The 15785-nt window shown below is 50.0% G+C and carries 12 protein-coding genes and 1 tRNA gene; 12 read left to right on the top strand and 1 reads right to left on the bottom strand.

Annotated features, from left to right (window positions below; genetic code table 11):
• Positions 1 to 40: 40 nt before the first annotated feature.
• Positions 41 to 514, top strand: coding sequence for a hypothetical protein (locus tag BMX45_RS15635; protein WP_254778092.1), 474 nt, complete (start codon positions 41 to 43; stop codon positions 512 to 514).
• 457 nt (positions 515 to 971) lie between these two features.
• Here the strand turns inward: BMX45_RS15635 and BMX45_RS15630 are convergent.
• Positions 972 to 1045, bottom strand: a tRNA-Arg gene (locus tag BMX45_RS15630).
• Positions 1046 to 1395: 350 nt separating this feature from the next.
• On the opposite strand from BMX45_RS15630, the gene BMX45_RS15625 reads away from it, so the two are divergent.
• The 11 genes from BMX45_RS15625 to hemA all read left to right on the top strand — a co-directional run bounded on the left by BMX45_RS15625 (position 1396) and on the right by hemA (position 15776).
• A complete protein-coding gene (locus BMX45_RS15625; RefSeq protein WP_090910457.1) occupies positions 1396 to 2238 on the top strand; it encodes a hypothetical protein in 843 nt (280 codons plus the stop codon).
• Positions 2239 to 2397: 159 nt separating this feature from the next.
• Positions 2398 to 3720, top strand: coding sequence for a trigger factor (gene tig, locus BMX45_RS15620; RefSeq protein ID WP_090910456.1), 1323 nt, complete (start codon positions 2398 to 2400; stop codon positions 3718 to 3720).
• A gap of 274 nt (positions 3721 to 3994) precedes the next feature.
• Positions 3995 to 4585: an ATP-dependent Clp endopeptidase proteolytic subunit ClpP gene (clpP, locus tag BMX45_RS15615; protein WP_009590407.1), complete on the top strand. Its 591-nt coding sequence runs from the start codon at positions 3995 to 3997 to the stop codon at positions 4583 to 4585.
• Between the two features lie 14 nt (positions 4586 to 4599).
• Positions 4600 to 5865: an ATP-dependent protease ATP-binding subunit ClpX gene (gene clpX / locus BMX45_RS15610; protein WP_009590414.1), complete on the top strand. Its 1266-nt coding sequence runs from the start codon at positions 4600 to 4602 to the stop codon at positions 5863 to 5865.
• A 114-nt stretch (positions 5866 to 5979) separates the two neighbouring features.
• On the top strand, positions 5980 to 7089 hold the full coding sequence (ispG, locus tag BMX45_RS15605) for a flavodoxin-dependent (E)-4-hydroxy-3-methylbut-2-enyl-diphosphate synthase (RefSeq protein WP_009590416.1): 1110 nt from the start codon (positions 5980 to 5982) through the stop codon (positions 7087 to 7089).
• A gap of 570 nt (positions 7090 to 7659) precedes the next feature.
• A complete protein-coding gene (lonB, locus tag BMX45_RS15600; protein WP_090910455.1) occupies positions 7660 to 9390 on the top strand; it encodes an ATP-dependent protease LonB in 1731 nt (576 codons plus the stop codon).
• Positions 9391 to 9474: 84 nt separating this feature from the next.
• Positions 9475 to 11811 carry an endopeptidase La gene (gene lon, locus BMX45_RS15595; RefSeq protein WP_090910454.1) on the top strand — a complete coding sequence of 779 codons (2337 nt, stop codon included), beginning with the start codon at positions 9475 to 9477 and terminating at the stop codon, positions 11809 to 11811.
• A 17-nt stretch (positions 11812 to 11828) separates the two neighbouring features.
• Entirely contained in the window at positions 11829 to 12473 is a 645-nt protein-coding gene (gene yihA, locus BMX45_RS15590) for a ribosome biogenesis GTP-binding protein YihA/YsxC (protein WP_090910453.1), read from the top strand.
• A gap of 213 nt (positions 12474 to 12686) precedes the next feature.
• On the top strand, positions 12687 to 13277 hold the full coding sequence (locus BMX45_RS15585; RefSeq protein ID WP_015734002.1) for a hypothetical protein: 591 nt from the start codon (positions 12687 to 12689) through the stop codon (positions 13275 to 13277).
• 355 nt (positions 13278 to 13632) lie between these two features.
• Positions 13633 to 14031: an adenosylmethionine decarboxylase gene (gene speD, locus BMX45_RS15580; RefSeq protein ID WP_090910452.1), complete on the top strand. Its 399-nt coding sequence runs from the start codon at positions 13633 to 13635 to the stop codon at positions 14029 to 14031.
• Between the two features lie 338 nt (positions 14032 to 14369).
• Positions 14370 to 15776 (top strand): glutamyl-tRNA reductase, encoded by a 1407-nt coding sequence (hemA, locus tag BMX45_RS15575; RefSeq protein WP_090910451.1) that lies wholly within the window; start codon positions 14370 to 14372, stop codon positions 15774 to 15776.
• Positions 15777 to 15785 lie beyond the last annotated feature (9 nt).

Raw genomic sequence — 15785 nt, 5'->3', positions numbered from 1 at the left:
CGTATCCAGTCCATGGATATCTACAGCCGTTAAAATGGTAATGCGTCATCAATCGCTGGAGCGGAGCATTCGAGAAGTGGCTCTGGTCGTGTATACGTCGCTATACGATATGGAGCTGGTCGAAACCGAGCCAAGCCTTCACCGGTTGAGAGCGGAGGAAGAAGGAGGAGCCGTCTTGTGTTGGCTGAAGGACGGAACCACCCAGGAAAAAACGCTTTCCCTGAATTCGCTGCAGCAGGTGCTGGACCCGATCGAGAACCCGCGTTATCTTTTGTACCGCGACTCGCGCGGCTGGTTTGCGACTAGGCGGGATTACCATGCTGTGCCGGAGAAAGTCGGACGTCGAAAAGAGCATGCGGAACGCTTTGCCCGGCTGTGGCGCAAGCATATCGGTCCGGCGGAGCTGGTCTACACCCGTATGCCGGAAGGCAGAAAAATGCTCCTGACCGCGCGAACGCGGGCTTTGTCCTCCATATTCGTGAAGAAATCGGAGCGGGTTAGTGCTTGGAGGTAGAGGATCCGGACTGTTCGCGGAATGTGGAGGGAGTCATGGGATGGGGTGATGCACCGCGCTGCGCTGCCTTAACGGACCCAGGGGCCGTTAATTGAGGGGAAAACGCTCTTACAGGTATGGTACCGGACCAGAAGTCCGTTATTACGAAAAATGAGGGTAATTTGACTGTGAATTAGCTAAATAACGGCTGTGGTGTCCGCTAATTTCTAAATCGGGCCGTTTTTGATGAAATAGCGAACCTACGGTCCGCAAAAAAGTCGTGTTAGGGTGTATGTCGTATTGGAATCGGCCATGAGGTTCATATGTCGAATGTCGATAGTGCATTAGTAGGGAGGCGGCCCTTCGGGCCGACTGCGAAGCAATCCTACCGAAGCGTAGGCTCCGACGAACCCCTTTTAGGGGTTCTCATCCTCACGGGACATAAAAAAACACCGTCATGTGACGGTGTCTTCTTTTACGTCCCAGAAGGGATTCGAACCCCTGACCGACGGCTTAGAAGGCCGTTGCTCTATCCAGCTGAGCTACTGGGACATAGAAAATTTTCAAGCAAAAAATATATTATCACATGCAAAGGAGAAATTCAATTATTTTTTATGATATAAGTTTTTCGGATTTGCAAGATTATCGGAGTATCATATCGGGTTATATTGATATAATATATGCCCGGAATCGCCGTCTTAATGTTGCCAGGGGCATGATGCACGCAAGCTGTTACGCCCTTTTTTAAACTTGGCAGTACATATGCTATAATCAACGAATACGAAAAACAGGACCAGAAAGGAGGTGTCCTTATCAAGGACTCTTACTCCCAAGAACAAGAGGATAAGAACATCATCCTGTTTCCGAAGACGCTGGATTATTACCAGATTCAGCTTACGGTTATGCTCGAGAACGAACGTTACGGTGAAGCGATGGAAGTGCTGCGTTTTCTGCTGAAGTGCGGCGGTCAGAACGAACGGCACTATGAAGAGTGGAACTCGCTCCTTGAATGGCTAGAAGCCGCATTTCCGGAACAGGCCACGCCCCGTTCGGTCGATTTCGATGCTGAGCCTGACGAGGATGATCCGGACGAGTCCGAGATGGCGAGGCAGATGGTCAGGGACAAGGTTGCCCAGGATGCCGGATACGCCGACAAGCTGCTGGCTTCGGTCATGACCGGACCGCTGACGGAGCAGACGATTTTGGCGCTGGAACAGCTCGCTTATCTGGACCGTCCGGAGATCGACGCGATTTTGGTCGAATGGCTGCATGATACGCCGCTTCATCCCCTGCTGCAATTCCGGGTGCTGCAAACGCTCCGGAGAAGAGGGATGGAAGGGCACGTAAGCCTTCATCGCGGGCAGGAAGCCGTCGAGATCGAGATCGATACGGTTCCCTTGGATCCGGGAGGATTTCCGGACGCGATTACGAAGATATTGGAGCGCGTTGCGGATCAGACCGAGGTTCATGAGCCGACGCTGTTTTATTTTGCCCAGGAATTATGGTCCCAGTTCATCATGGCGATTTACGGCACGGAGGACTACCATTCCATGCTGGACGAAGAAGAAGCCACGCTCGATATATGGGCCGCAGCGCTGCATGACATCGTGTCGGAGAGCCTGAAAGGGTTTCGCAATGAGGAGGAAATCCGCCCGCTTTACGGCATCACGGACACCATGCGGTTCCGCTATGAGGGAGCCTATCGATCTCTCAAGCAATTCGTCGCTGCAGGCGTGGAAGATTAGCCAGAGAAGATTAGCCAGAGCTGGAAAACGTTTACGGTGTCGCGGCATAAGGGTTCGCCCTTGAAAAAGGATTTAATGTTGTTTATACTATAGTGGTTATTCGGTACGTGATACATTATTGCGTCGACCACGTGAATTATTTTGGAGGGGAAAGCATAAATGAAAGCAACTTGGGAAAAAATAGAGAAGAACCTTGGCGTTCTTGACGTTGAGGTTGATGCGGAGCGCGTTGCATCCGCTCTCGACAAGGCTTTTAATAAAGTAGCTAAAAAAGCAAATGTACCTGGATTCCGTAAAGGTAAAGTGCCTCGGCCGATCTTTGAAGCGCGTTTTGGCGTGGAGAGCCTGTACCAGGATGCAATCGACATCCTTCTTCCGGAAGTATACAGCGAAGCTGTAGAACAAGCGGATATTTTCCCTGTGGATCGTCCGGAAGTGGACATCGAGCAGTTCGCTAAAGGCGAAACTTTCAAGTTCAAAGCTAGAGTAACCGTGAAGCCGGAAGTTACGCTTGGCGAATATAAAGGCATTGAAGTAGCTGCAGTTGCTGCAGAAGTTTCCGAAGAGGAACTGAACGAAGAGCTTGAGCGTCTGCAACAACGTCATGCTGAGCTTACCGTTATCGACGAAGGTGCTTCCCAGTCTGGCGATATCGTTGTAATCGACTTCGACGGTTCCGTTGACGGTGTTCCTTTCGAAGGTGGACAAGCTGAGCGTTATTCCCTTGAGCTTGGAAGCAACACGTTCATTCCAGGCTTTGAAGACCAAGTCATCGGCATGGCTACAGGAGACTTCAAAGATGTGGAAGTGACCTTCCCTGAAACTTACCATGCTGAAGAATTGGCTAACAAACAAGCCGTCTTCAAAGTGAAAGTGCACGAAATCAAACGCAAACAGCTTCCTGAGCTGGATGATGAATTCGCTAAAGACGTTAGTGAATTCGATACGCTTGATGAGTACAAGGAAGATTTGAAGAAGCAATTGCTGACTCGCAAAGAGCAAGAAGCCCAAGGCGTTCGTGAGAACGAAGCCGTTGAAAAAGCAGCAGCAAACGCTGAAGTTGAAATTCCCGAAGCCATGATTCAATCCGAAGTTCAAAACATGATGCGCGATTTCGACAACCGTCTTCGCCAGCAAGGCATGAACCTGGAAATGTTCCTGAGCTTCTCCGGCCAAACCAATGCCGATCTGGAAGGCCAAATGAAGGACGATGCTGAAAAACGCGTTCGCAACAACCTTGTGCTGGAGCAAATCGCGAAGGAAGAGAAACTCGAAGTAACCGAAGAAGAAATCAACAAAGAGCTGGAAAACATGGCTGATACGTACAAGCGTTCCGCTGATGAAATCCGCAGCATCCTCGGTGCTAACGGTTCCCTCGACAGCCTTCGTGAAGAACTTCTTCTTCGCAAAACGATCGACTTCTTGCTGGAAAACAGCGTAGAAGGCGCTCCTGTTGAGAAAAAAGAAGCAACTGAAGAATAATAAATAGGCAGCTGCCGAAGCTGCCCTCACATTAGATAAGGCACGTACATTTCATGCGTGCCTTATTTTTAACTAAGAATAGCCAATTTACTACTAAATGTGACATGAATTGGTTATAAATTTCGACATACATAATGAGACAAGTTGGCAGGATATAATTCTTGGCAAGTTCATAGAATGTAAAGAGGGTTAAAAAATGACATCGTGCTTTGAACATGTTAGAATAACTTTTGTAACGCTGTAGTATATTTTTCAAGGAAAAGAGGTTGGTCGCATGAGTCTTGTACCTATGGTTGTTGAACAAACCAGTCGAGGCGAAAGATCTTACGATATCTACTCAAGATTACTGAAGGATCGCATTATATTCCTCAGCAGTGCGATCGATGACGATGTTGCCAATCTTGTTATTGCCCAGCTTCTGTTTCTGGCTGCGGAAGATCCGGAAAAAGACATCTCTTTGTACATCAATTCCCCTGGCGGTTCGGTAACGGCCGGGATGGGTATATATGATACGATGCAGTTGATCAAGCCTGATGTATCCACGATTTGCGTCGGCATGGCCGCCAGCATGGGATCATTGTTGCTTACTGCAGGAGCGCCAGGCAAACGCTATGCTCTCGAGAACAGTGAAGTGATGATTCATCAGCCGCTCGGAGGCATTCAAGGTCAGGCATCCGATATCCAGATCCATGCAGATTGGATCATCAAGACCAGACAAAAACTGAATCAAATCTATGTGGAGCGCACGGGTCAGCCCCTTGAAAAAATCGAACGCGATACAGACCGCGACTTTTTCATGAGCGCGGAGGAAGCGAAGGCGTACGGTATTATTGATGATGTTCTGTCTTCACCGACCAAATCTTAAGGGGTGGTAAATGCATGTTTAAATTTAACGATGACAAAGGGCAGCTGAAGTGCTCCTTCTGCGGCAAATCGCAGGAGCAGGTCCGCAAGCTGGTTGCGGGGCCCGGTGTTTATATATGTGACGAGTGCATCGACTTGTGTTCGGAGATCGTAGAGGAAGAGCTCGGACACGAGGAAGAAGTGGATCTGAAGGATATTCCGAAACCGCGTGAAATCCGCGACATCCTGGATCAATACGTAATCGGACAGGATCAAGCGAAGAAATCCCTCTCGGTTGCCGTTTACAATCACTACAAGCGCATCAACACCCAGAGCAAGATCGAGGACGTCGAATTGCAAAAGAGTAATATTCTGCTGCTCGGACCTACAGGTTCCGGTAAAACCTTGCTTGCGCAAACGATGGCCAAAATTTTGAACGTGCCGTTTGCTATTGCAGACGCAACCTCGCTGACCGAAGCCGGGTATGTGGGTGAGGATGTTGAGAACATTCTGCTGAAGCTGATTCAAGCTGCGGATTATGACGTGGAAAAAGCAGAACGCGGCATTATCTATATTGATGAGATCGACAAAGTAGCCCGCAAATCGGAGAATCCGTCCATTACGCGTGACGTTTCCGGTGAAGGGGTTCAGCAGGCTCTCCTGAAAATTCTGGAGGGAACCGTTGCTTCCGTTCCGCCGCAAGGTGGGCGCAAGCATCCGCATCAGGAATTCATCCAGATCGATACAACGAACATCCTGTTCATATGCGGCGGTGCGTTTGACGGTTTGGAGCAGTACATCAAACGCCGGATCGGCAAAAAGGTCATCGGCTTCAATGCATCCGGAGAAAGCCAAAAGGATCTGAAACCAGGTGAATACCTGACGATGGTTCTGCCGGAGGATCTGTTGAAATTCGGATTGATTCCGGAATTCGTCGGCCGTCTGCCGGTCGTGTCCACGCTCGAGCCGCTGGATGAGGCGACATTGGTCCGTATTCTGTCCGAGCCTAAAAACGCGCTGACCAAACAGTATCAAAAGCTGCTTGAGTTTGACAACGTGAACCTCAAGTTTGAGCCGGGCGCACTTGAAGCGATTGCCCGCGAAGCCATTAAGCGCAACACGGGTGCACGCGGACTGCGTTCCATCATCGAAAGCATCATGCTTGACGTGATGTATGAAGTGCCGTCCAGAGATGACATCAAGGATTGCGTCATAACGGAGCAGGTCGTTCGGGATAAAGTGATTCCTGAGCTTCAAACCAAAGCTAACGAAGACGACAAGAAACAAGAAGAAAGCGCCTAATGCGTTATAGCGTTTTAGACGTGGAATAAATCTACGCTGATTCTCCACTTCCAGTTATGCCCAAAAGGGCTTTGCTGGAGTGGAGCTTTGGCGTTATATGGGAGAGATCGTACCATGTTTTTGAGACAAGACACACGGCCCGTCAAGGTGGGGAACCTTACCATTGGGGGAAAGAACGAAGTCATTATTCAAAGCATGTGCACCACCAAAACAGCAGACGTGGAGGCAACCGTTGCCGAGATACTGCGCCTGGAGGAAGCGGGATGCCAGATCGTCCGGGTAACGGTAAACAATGAGGAAGCAGCTGCTGCCATCAAAGAAATCAAGAAACGCATTCATATCCCGCTAGTGGCGGATATTCATTTTAACTATAAGCTCGCCCTGATGGCGATCGAGAACGGTATCGATAAAGTCCGGATCAATCCGGGGAACATCGGTAAGCGCGAAAAGGTCGAAGCCGTCGTCAAGGCATGCAAAGAGAAGGGGATTCCGATTCGGATCGGGGTGAATGCCGGCTCCCTGGAGAATCACCTTCTTGAAAAATACGGGTATCCGACACCGGAAGCCATGGTAGAAAGCGCCCTGTATCATATCGGCATCTTGGAAGAACTGGACTTCCACGATATCATCGTTTCGCTTAAAGCGTCTGATGTGCCGATGGCCATTGCGGCGTACACCAAGGCGGCGGAAGTGATTCCGTACCCGCTTCATCTGGGGATTACCGAAGCAGGCACCCTCTTCTCGGGCACCGTGAAGAGCGCGGCTGGTCTTGGGGCGCTGTTGTCCCTAGGCATCGGCAGCACGATGCGTATTTCCTTGAGCGCCGATCCGGTCGAAGAGATCAAGGTTGGCCGGGAGCTTCTAAAATCCTTCGGTCTAATCTCGGATGCGGCAACCTTGGTATCTTGCCCGACTTGCGGACGGCTGGATATCGATTTGTTCTCCATCGCCAATGAGGTGGAGGAGTACATCTCGAAGATCAAAGTACCGATCAAGGTTTCCGTCCTGGGCTGCGCCGTGAACGGTCCCGGGGAGGCCAGAGAAGCTGACATCGGCATTGCCGGCGCTCGTGGCGAAGGTTTGCTCTTCCGTTACGGAGAGATGATCCGCAAGGTTCCGGAAGCCACCATGGTGGAAGAGCTAAAGAAAGAAATCGATCATATCGTGAAGGTGTACGAGGAGACCGGCGAAATCCCGGGCCGCAAGCACAAATCCACGGTCTGAGCTTGATAACTAAGTTATTGTAATAACCACTCATATTGAAACGGCAGTCTCTGGCTAATTGAGACTGCCGTTTTGTTTGTTTTTTAGGAAACAAAAGGTCCAAGGACGTCCAAAGTCTGTTTCTTACATTTTTGTTTGAATGTATTTTTAAGGAATAAGGTATAACAATGTCAAACAAAAGAGCGGTCTACTTATTAGTACAAAGTTGCAAAGAGGCGTTCTGTTGGGACGAATCGATTCCGGAGAAGCGAAGCGGTCGGCTGAAAGTTTTCCGCAGGAAAACTCGCATCGGAAGGATAAGCTGTTGCCGAATTTCTACATTGGTACTCCTCATTCATGAAATTCGGAAACAACAGCGATCGGAGGAATGATACGTACGCGGAGCGTCTATCCGAAGCGTCTCATAGCATAGTCCATTTCAATTTACGGCTTCGTCAAAGCAACCTGATTCAATCATCCCCTCTTTTACAATTTGTTCCGCCTCCAGCGTTTTACCATCCGAGGAATCGGCAATACTACCATGTATTAACGTTTGGATGAAGACATAATGGAGTACAGGAGGAATGACTTGTGAATTTAAGTATCGTGATTATGCTGGTGCAGCTGTTTTTTGCAGTCATCATCGGCATTTATTTTTGGAATTTATTGCGCGGACAGAAGACAAGCAAAACAGCGGTGGATCGGGAATCGCGGAAGGAGCTCGATAAACTCCGCAAACTCCGGTCGGTATCGTTAACGAAACCGCTCGCCGAGAAAACAAGGCCGCAAACCATGGATGACATTGTGGGGCAAAAGGACGGCTTGCGCGCTTTAAAAGCCGCGCTATGCAGCGCGAATCCTCAGCATGTCATCGTATACGGTCCTCCGGGGGTCGGTAAGACCGCTGCTGCCCGCGTAGTGATGGAGGAAGCCAAGAAGAACCCGCAATCGCCGTTTAAATATGACGCGAAATTCACGGAGATCGACGCAACGACGGCACGTTTCGATGAACGTGGAATCGCCGATCCGCTCATCGGTTCTGTTCATGATCCGATTTACCAAGGCGCCGGTGCCATGGGGGTGGCAGGCATCCCTCAGCCGAAGCCGGGCGCGGTGACCAAGGCCCATGGGGGAATCCTGTTTATTGACGAAATTGGGGAATTGCATCCAATCCAGATGAATAAGCTTTTAAAAGTGCTGGAGGACCGCAAGGTGCTGCTGGAAAGCGCATATTATAATTCAGAGGATGCCAATACGCCCGCTTATATTCATGATATTTTTCAAAATGGGCTTCCGGCTGACTTCCGCCTGGTAGGTGCTACGACACGTTCGCCGGAAGAGATTGCTCCTGCACTTCGCTCGCGCTGCATGGAGATTTTTTTCCGTCCGCTTCTGCCTGAAGAGATCGGTAAGATTGCGGAAGATGCCATTCAGAAGATTGGCCTGAACGCTCCGCCGGAAGCGGTAGAAGTCGTGAAGCAGTACTGCTCCAACGGCCGGGAAGCGGTCAATATGATTCAATTGGCGGCCGGTCTGGCATTGACCGAGAAGCGAGATGGCCTGCGCGCGGCGGATGTGGAATGGGTGGCCAGCAGCAGCCAGCTGCAGCCAAGGCCCGACCGGAAAATACCGGAGAAGCCGCAGATTGGGGTAGTTAACGGATTGGCCGTATATGGCCCGAATATGGGGGCTCTGCTAGAAATTGAAGTATCTGCGGTTCCTGTCGAGGAGGGCCGGGGTACCTACAATATCACCGGGGTAGTGGATGAAGAGGAATTTGGCGGAGGCTCGCGCAAGCTGCGCCGCAAGAGCATGGCCAAAGGCTCGATCGAGAATGTGCTGACCGTGCTGGGCTCAATGGGCTTTACGCCCAAAAACTATGACCTGCATATCAATTTTCCCGGAGGAACGCCGATCGACGGCCCTTCCGCCGGCATTGCGATGGCCACGGCCATCGTGTCGGCCATCAAAGGGGTTGAAGTCGATAACAAGGTAGCGATGACCGGCGAGATAAGCATCCATGGAAAAGTGAAGCCGATTGGCGGAGTCATCGCCAAGGTGGAGGCGGCATTCCAGGCAGGCGCGACCCGCGTGATCATCCCTAAGGACAATTGGCAGACCTTGTTCCAGGATTTGAGCGGGGGGTTGCGGGTGATTCCGGTGGAATCGGTGGATGAAGTTTTCGGGCATATCTTTGGCGGTACGTTTGCTCCTGAGGTGATACAGCTTCCCGGAAACGAGGTATTTCCATCCTCTTCCGCTTCATTGCTGCAGGCCACGCCTCCGCGCAACGGAAAAATAACGGATGCCGGAGGATGTTAAGCCTCGTATAGTTGGTTTTTTATACGCAGATTTGATAAAATAGGAATAGTGTCAACATTGAGAGCCATTGGAGGTGCGAAAGCGATGGGACCCAGTAAATCCAAAGGTCGTCGTTTTCCTTTACTGCCTTTAAGAGGGCTCCTGGTCTATCCAAGCATGGTGCTTCACTTGGACGTAGGCCGGGAGAAATCGGTAAAGGCTTTAGAAAAGGCGATGGTTGAAGACAATTTGATTCTCCTATGTTCTCAATCGGAAGTGAACATTGAAGAACCGACGCAGGATGATATTTTTCGGATTGGCACAGTTGCGAATGTACGCCAGATGCTTAAGCTTCCAAACGGTACCATACGTGTGCTAGTGGAGGGTATGGAACGAGCGGAAGTTATTGAATATACGGATCAAGAGGAATATTACGAGGTCATCGCTCGGGAGCTTCCCGAAGAAGAGAACCATGATCCTGAAGTCTCCGCATTAATGCGAACCGTACTGTCTCAGTTTGAGAATTATATCAATTTGTCGAAGAAAGTGACGCCTGAGACACTGGCAGCCGTTTCCGATATCGATGAGCCGGGACGGCTGGCGGACGTCATTACGAGTCATTTGTCGCTGAAGATCAAGGATAAGCAAGAAATTCTCGAAACAATCGATGTTCGCAAACGGCTCGAGAAACTTCTAGATATACTGAATAACGAGCGCGAAGTGCTGGAGCTGGAGCGCAAGATCAACCAGCGGGTCAAGAAGCAAATGGAGAAGACCCAGAAGGAATACTATTTGCGCGAACAGATGAAAGCCATCCAGAAAGAGCTTGGCGACAAGGAAGGCCGTGCCGGGGAAGTAGAGGAACTCCGAAGCCAGCTTCAGGAGCTTGAACTGCCGGAACGCGTCCAGGAGAAGGTAGAGAAGGAAATCGACCGACTCGAGAAAATGCCGGCGAGCTCTGCGGAAGGCGGCGTTATCCGGAACTATGTGGATTGGCTGCTGGCGCTGCCGTGGACGAACAAAACCGAGGATGATCTGGACATCGTCAAAGCGGAGCAAGTACTGGACGAGGATCATTACGGTCTCGAGAAGCCGAAAGAACGCGTGTTGGAATATTTGGCGGTCCAGAAGCTGGTGAAGAAGATGAAGGGGCCTATTTTGTGCCTGGTCGGCCCTCCGGGCGTCGGTAAAACATCGCTTGCCCGGTCCATCGCCCGTTCCCTGGAGCGCAAGTTCGTTCGCGTCTCGTTAGGCGGGGTAAGGGATGAGGCGGAAATTCGCGGTCACCGGCGCACTTATGTCGGAGCTATGCCGGGCCGTATCATTCAAGGCATGAAAACAGCAGGCTCGATGAATCCCGTGTTCCTGCTGGATGAAATCGACAAGATGGCATCCGATTTCCGCGGGGACCCGTCATCCGCACTGCTTGAAGTGCTCGATCCAGAGCAGAACAATACGTTCAGCGATCATTTCGTGGAAATTCCTTTTGATCTGTCCAACGTTATGTTTGTCACGACGGCGAACGTGCTTCATAACATTCCAAGACCGCTCCTGGACCGGATGGAAGTGCTGAACATTCCGGGGTATACGGAGCTGGAGAAGCTCCAAATCGCCAACCGTTACTTGCTGCCCAAGCAGAAGAGCGAGCATGGGCTTGAGCCTGAGCAGCTGATTCTGGATGAGGAAGCGCTGATGAAGGTGATCCGGGAATATACCCGCGAATCCGGCGTGCGGAATCTAGAGCAGCAAGTGGCGGCGCTGTGCCGCAAAGCCGCCAAGCAGATCGTGACCCAGCAATCGGAATCCATCGAGATCAAGGCTGCCGATATCAAGGATTATCTCGGCATTCCGAAGTTCCGTTATGGCATGGCCGAGCTTGAAGATCAAGTGGGTACGGTTACGGGGCTCGCATGGACGGAAGTGGGCGGCGAAACGCTGACCATTGAGGTAACCGTGGTGCCTGGTACCGGCAAGCTGACGCTGACGGGCAAGCTTGGTGACGTGATGAAGGAATCGGCTCAAGCCGCCTTCAGTTTTACCCGCTCGAAAGCGGTAGAGCTTGGCATTGATCCGGATTTCCATGAGAAGCTTGATGTCCATATCCATATCCCGGAGGGAGCCATACCGAAGGATGGCCCTTCAGCCGGCATTACGATTGCGACGGCTCTTATCTCATCTTTAACCAAACGGCATGTAGCCCGTGACGTGGCCATGACGGGTGAAATTACACTTCGTGGACGCGTACTGCCGATTGGCGGCTTGAAAGAGAAGTCGCTGGCAGCTCACCGTGCCGGTTACAAAAAAATATTGCTCCCTAAGGATAACGAACGCGACCTGCGTGATATTCCTGACAGCGTAAAGAACGACGTGGAGTTCGTTCCGGTATCCCATATGGATCAGGTTCTGGAGCATGCGCTCGTTGAACAAGCGGGAGTGCACTAGAGAGGAAAGTCTACATTATGAAAGTTACGAAAGCCGAGTTTGTCATCAGCGCTGTCGTACCTGCCCAATATCCTGAAGACGCCTTGCCGGAGATTGCTCTGGCAGGGCGTTCCAATGTGGGCAAGTCATCGCTGATTAACCGTATGATATCCCGTAAGAACCTGGCTCGTACAAGCGCCACGCCGGGGAAGACACAGCAGCTCAACTATTATCGGGTGAACGACGACCTGTATTTGGTCGATTTTCCCGGTTACGGTTATGCTAAAGTATCGAAGACCCAACGTGCGGCATTTGGCGAAATGATTGAGAGGTATTTGCTGAGCCGGGAAGAACTGAAGCTTGTTTTGCTGGTTGTGGACATGCGCCACCCGCCGTCAAAGGACGACATCAGCATGTATGAATGGCTGCAGCATTACAACCGGCCGGTGTGCGTAGTCGCGACCAAGGCGGATAAAATTCCGAAAACGCGCCGCCAGAAGCATGTGAAGATCGTGAAGGAAACGCTCGGTTTCAAGCCCTATCATTCCTTTGTCATGTTTTCATCCGAGCTGGGTTTGGGTAAAGATGAGTTATGGGCCATTATGGAGTCCCATATGGGCACGAAGAATCATGAGGAAGAGCCGCACCCGGGTTCGGAGAATGAAAGCAGCGAGCAAGTCTGATCCGGATAGGTTTCTGATGTTTTTTCAAGGGTGTTATAGGGAATCGGTGCATTCTTTACAGGAAAGTGAGCATCTTGGGGGAAATATCGCTCTGATTCCGGCTAATTCCGTTTTTTTATGAAATATGATGGATATTCTCATTCGAACGGCAGGAAAGACCGCTTGGATCTGCTGTATAATGGTAGTAAGTTAAAAGAATTGAGGGAGATTTTTATGGCTCAGCGGTTAGCCACAGAATATGTTAATGCCACAATGCAAATGACGGATATTCAAATGGATCAATTTCTGCAATATACCCAAGCTTTCCGGGTCACTAACCGGGTAAAAGTCATGGATAGCGGAGAGCAGGAGTTCGTGCTCGAAGATGAAAGCGGGGAAGAAGTTCATTTGCCCTTTGAACGCAAGAATGGCTTGTACGTCTGTGAGCTGTCATGCCGATTGGTTACTCCCCATCTGACGAATGCCGTACGCAAACTGTTTGCGGCTTTTAAGGGATCAGGTAAAGTGAATCGGATTTATCGCGGCTTTACGATGAGCTACGACTACCATGCGGGAACGGTGCATCGAATTACGCAAGTCGCCGGGAACGACAGCATTGTCATTTATGAGTACAAGAATACGGCAGGCGAGCTGCAGCGTCTCTTTAACAGCAATGAAGCAGAGAAAGAGATCGAATCCATCCAGCATCATATCAACGTGCTTCTGGACCAGCGGATTGCAGCAGGGAATGATAAACTGATTACGAAGACGATAGACGAAAGGCTGCGACGGTTTAATCAGCGCCTGTTCGTGCTTGAAGCTTAGGGAGGGCTGCCCCGCAAGGGGCGGCTTTTTTATGTGTATTTATCGTTAAAAATTCGGTTTCATGCATGTTTATGTAACATAGAACGGGTGATATTTATTTCATGGGCCGGAGACACCAAGTGGTTCAAACGCACATATATTGAGCTGTAAAATATTTATGGGTTATTTTCGAAAAAGGTGTTGCATTTAAGCGTCATAGATGTTATTTTTAATCTCGTTGAAAAGAAAATAGGAACCAGGATTCACTCAGGACATGTAATGTTGCGAGAGATTATTCCCTCGGGAAGTGAATGACGTAGGTCCTAGCGGATGAAATTTTCAAACATTTTATTCCTAGGAAGGGGGAAACCGGAAGATGGAATACTCAACTTTCGGAAGACACGTTGCTGTTGATACTTGGGGAGTCGATTTTGAACTACTGAACAGTGCAGAATTTTTACAAGCTCAGATGGTGGAAGCCGCTGAAGCATGTGGAGCAACGGTATTGTCCGTCCAATCCAAGCAGTTTGAACCACAAGGTGCGACTGTGCTGGTGTTGCTGTCGGAAAGCCATCTCTCGATTCACACATACCCTGAGAGAGGTTTTGCTGCGATTGACTGTTATACCTGCGGGGAGACAGTAGATCCGCAGTTGGCTATTGACTATCTGGTATCCACTTTGAAACCTGAAAAATGCTATGCTAAGAAACTCGTGCGCGGACTCGGCGAAATGACCGTGGAAACGCCCGAGGTGAAACAGGCTGAGCTCGTTTAATCCAGCCTTTAAAAAATGCGTATTCTGATAACCATGGATATTTCCATGGTTATTTATTTTGTGAAGATGGGAAGTTTCATGAACATTCCATGCCGTCGTTCTCTGAAATGAGATTTCGTAGAAAATAATACGTATATCTGAGGTGTTCTATATCCACAATAGTAAGGTGCGATCTAGAGGAAGGAATGTTCAAGAATGGCATGAAGAAGTATGGGGATTTCATAAACATTTCATAAAATAGACAAGGCTGCCCAGCATACTGTGATATAATGAACAGGGTCAAGGCAGTCCGTTGTGAACGGCAAAACTACTCGGAGAAATAGGCAGGTGAACATGCAATGCACATCGTCGTTGTTGGGTTGAACTATCGCACGGCGCCCGTGGAAGTCAGAGAACGCTTTACATTCTCGGAAGAAGACATGCCTAAGGCGTTAGAGCAGCTTAATTCGACCAAGAGCGTATTGGAGGGCGTCATTGTCGCTACCTGCAACCGTACTGAGATTTATGTTGTGGTAGACCGCCTTCATATGTGCGGCTACTTTATCCGCAGTTTTATGGAACAGTGGTTCGGCATTAATCGTGAAGAATTTACGCAGCACCTCTATATATATGAAGATGAACAAGCCATTTCCCATCTGTTTAAGGTTACCTGCGGTTTGGATTCCATGGTCATTGGAGAGACGCAGATCCTGGGACAGGTGCGCAATGCTTTTTTGACGTCGCAGAAGCATGATGCCACCGGAACCTGGTTCAACATGTTATTCAAGCAGGCTGTTACGCTCGGCAAGCGGGCGCATTCGGAAACTTCGATCGGAGAGAGTGCGGTTTCGGTTAGCTATGCTGCGGTGGAACTGGGTAAACGGATTTTTGGCGCATTTAACGATAAAAAAGTGATGATACTCGGTGCAGGCAAGATGAGCGAGCTTACCGTGAAGCATCTTTATGCCAATGGCGCGGCCGAAGTGATCGTGGCCAACCGCACGCTTGGCCGTGCCGAGGAACTGGCTAGCAAGTTCAAAGGTACGCCGTGCACCATCGCCGAAGCTAAGAATTTGTTGAATGAAGTCGACATTGTGATTAGCTCCACAGGCTCGAATGAATATGTTCTGAATGCGGAGCGGGTTAAAGAGAGCATGAAGAAACGCCAGTCCCGCCCGTTGTTCATGATTGATATCGCGGTTCCGCGGGACATTGATCCGGCGGTCGGGGAACTCTCCAACGTATTCCTGTACGATATCGATGATTTGGAAGGCATTGTGGAAACCAATCTGGAAATGCGCCGGGTGGAGGCAGCGAAGATCGAAGTGATGATTCAAGAAGAAATGGATGCATTCCATACATGGCTGAAGACGCTAGGTGTCAGACCGGCGATTCGGGCCTTGCAGGAGAAATCGAACGCTATTCATGAAGAAACGATGGAAAGCTTGTTCAACAAGCTGCCAGAGCTGGACGAACGCCAACGGAAAGTCATCCGTCGTTTGACCAAGAGCATCGTCAACCAGATGATGCACGATCCGATCAACCGGATCAAGGAGATGACGGGCGGCAAGCAGGGTGGCGAGGCATTGGATTATTTTTCACAAATCTTTGCGCTGGAAAGCTTGATCCATGAGAATGAGCAGGAAGCCCGCGGCCGCAACAAGAAAGCAACTGCACCCGTTAAAGCTGGACGGACGAAGAATGCTGTAGATCAGCAGGCAGAAGAGAAGCCGCTTAAGGTGTCTCTGGCCCCAGCCACCCTTTGAGGAGGGTGA

It is taken from the genome of Paenibacillus sp. cl141a (genome assembly GCF_900109305.1).
Lineage (GTDB): Bacteria > Bacillota > Bacilli > Paenibacillales > Paenibacillaceae > Paenibacillus_AQ > Paenibacillus_AQ lautus_A.
The sequence above is the reverse complement of the archived record's forward strand: the minus strand, read 5'-3'. Positions and strand labels throughout refer to the sequence as shown.

Excerpts from the sequence above, each read along its gene's own strand:
- BMX45_RS15635 (WP_254778092.1), top strand. The coding sequence starts at position 41 with ATGCGTCATCAATCGCTGGAGCGGAGCATTCGAGAAGTGGCTCTGGTC.
- BMX45_RS15625 (WP_090910457.1), top strand. The coding sequence starts at position 1,396 with ATGCTCGAGAACGAACGTTACGGTGAAGCGATGGAAGTGCTGCGTTTT.
- tig (WP_090910456.1), top strand. The coding sequence starts at position 2,398 with ATGAAAGCAACTTGGGAAAAAATAGAGAAGAACCTTGGCGTTCTTGAC.
- clpP (WP_009590407.1), top strand. The coding sequence starts at position 3,995 with ATGAGTCTTGTACCTATGGTTGTTGAACAAACCAGTCGAGGCGAAAGA.
- clpX (WP_009590414.1), top strand. The coding sequence starts at position 4,600 with ATGTTTAAATTTAACGATGACAAAGGGCAGCTGAAGTGCTCCTTCTGC.
- ispG (WP_009590416.1), top strand. The coding sequence starts at position 5,980 with ATGTTTTTGAGACAAGACACACGGCCCGTCAAGGTGGGGAACCTTACC.
- lon (WP_090910454.1), top strand. The coding sequence starts at position 9,475 with ATGGGACCCAGTAAATCCAAAGGTCGTCGTTTTCCTTTACTGCCTTTA.
- yihA (WP_090910453.1), top strand. The coding sequence starts at position 11,829 with ATGAAAGTTACGAAAGCCGAGTTTGTCATCAGCGCTGTCGTACCTGCC.
- BMX45_RS15585 (WP_015734002.1), top strand. The coding sequence starts at position 12,687 with ATGGCTCAGCGGTTAGCCACAGAATATGTTAATGCCACAATGCAAATG.
- speD (WP_090910452.1), top strand. The coding sequence starts at position 13,633 with ATGGAATACTCAACTTTCGGAAGACACGTTGCTGTTGATACTTGGGGA.
- hemA (WP_090910451.1), top strand. The coding sequence starts at position 14,370 with ATGCACATCGTCGTTGTTGGGTTGAACTATCGCACGGCGCCCGTGGAA.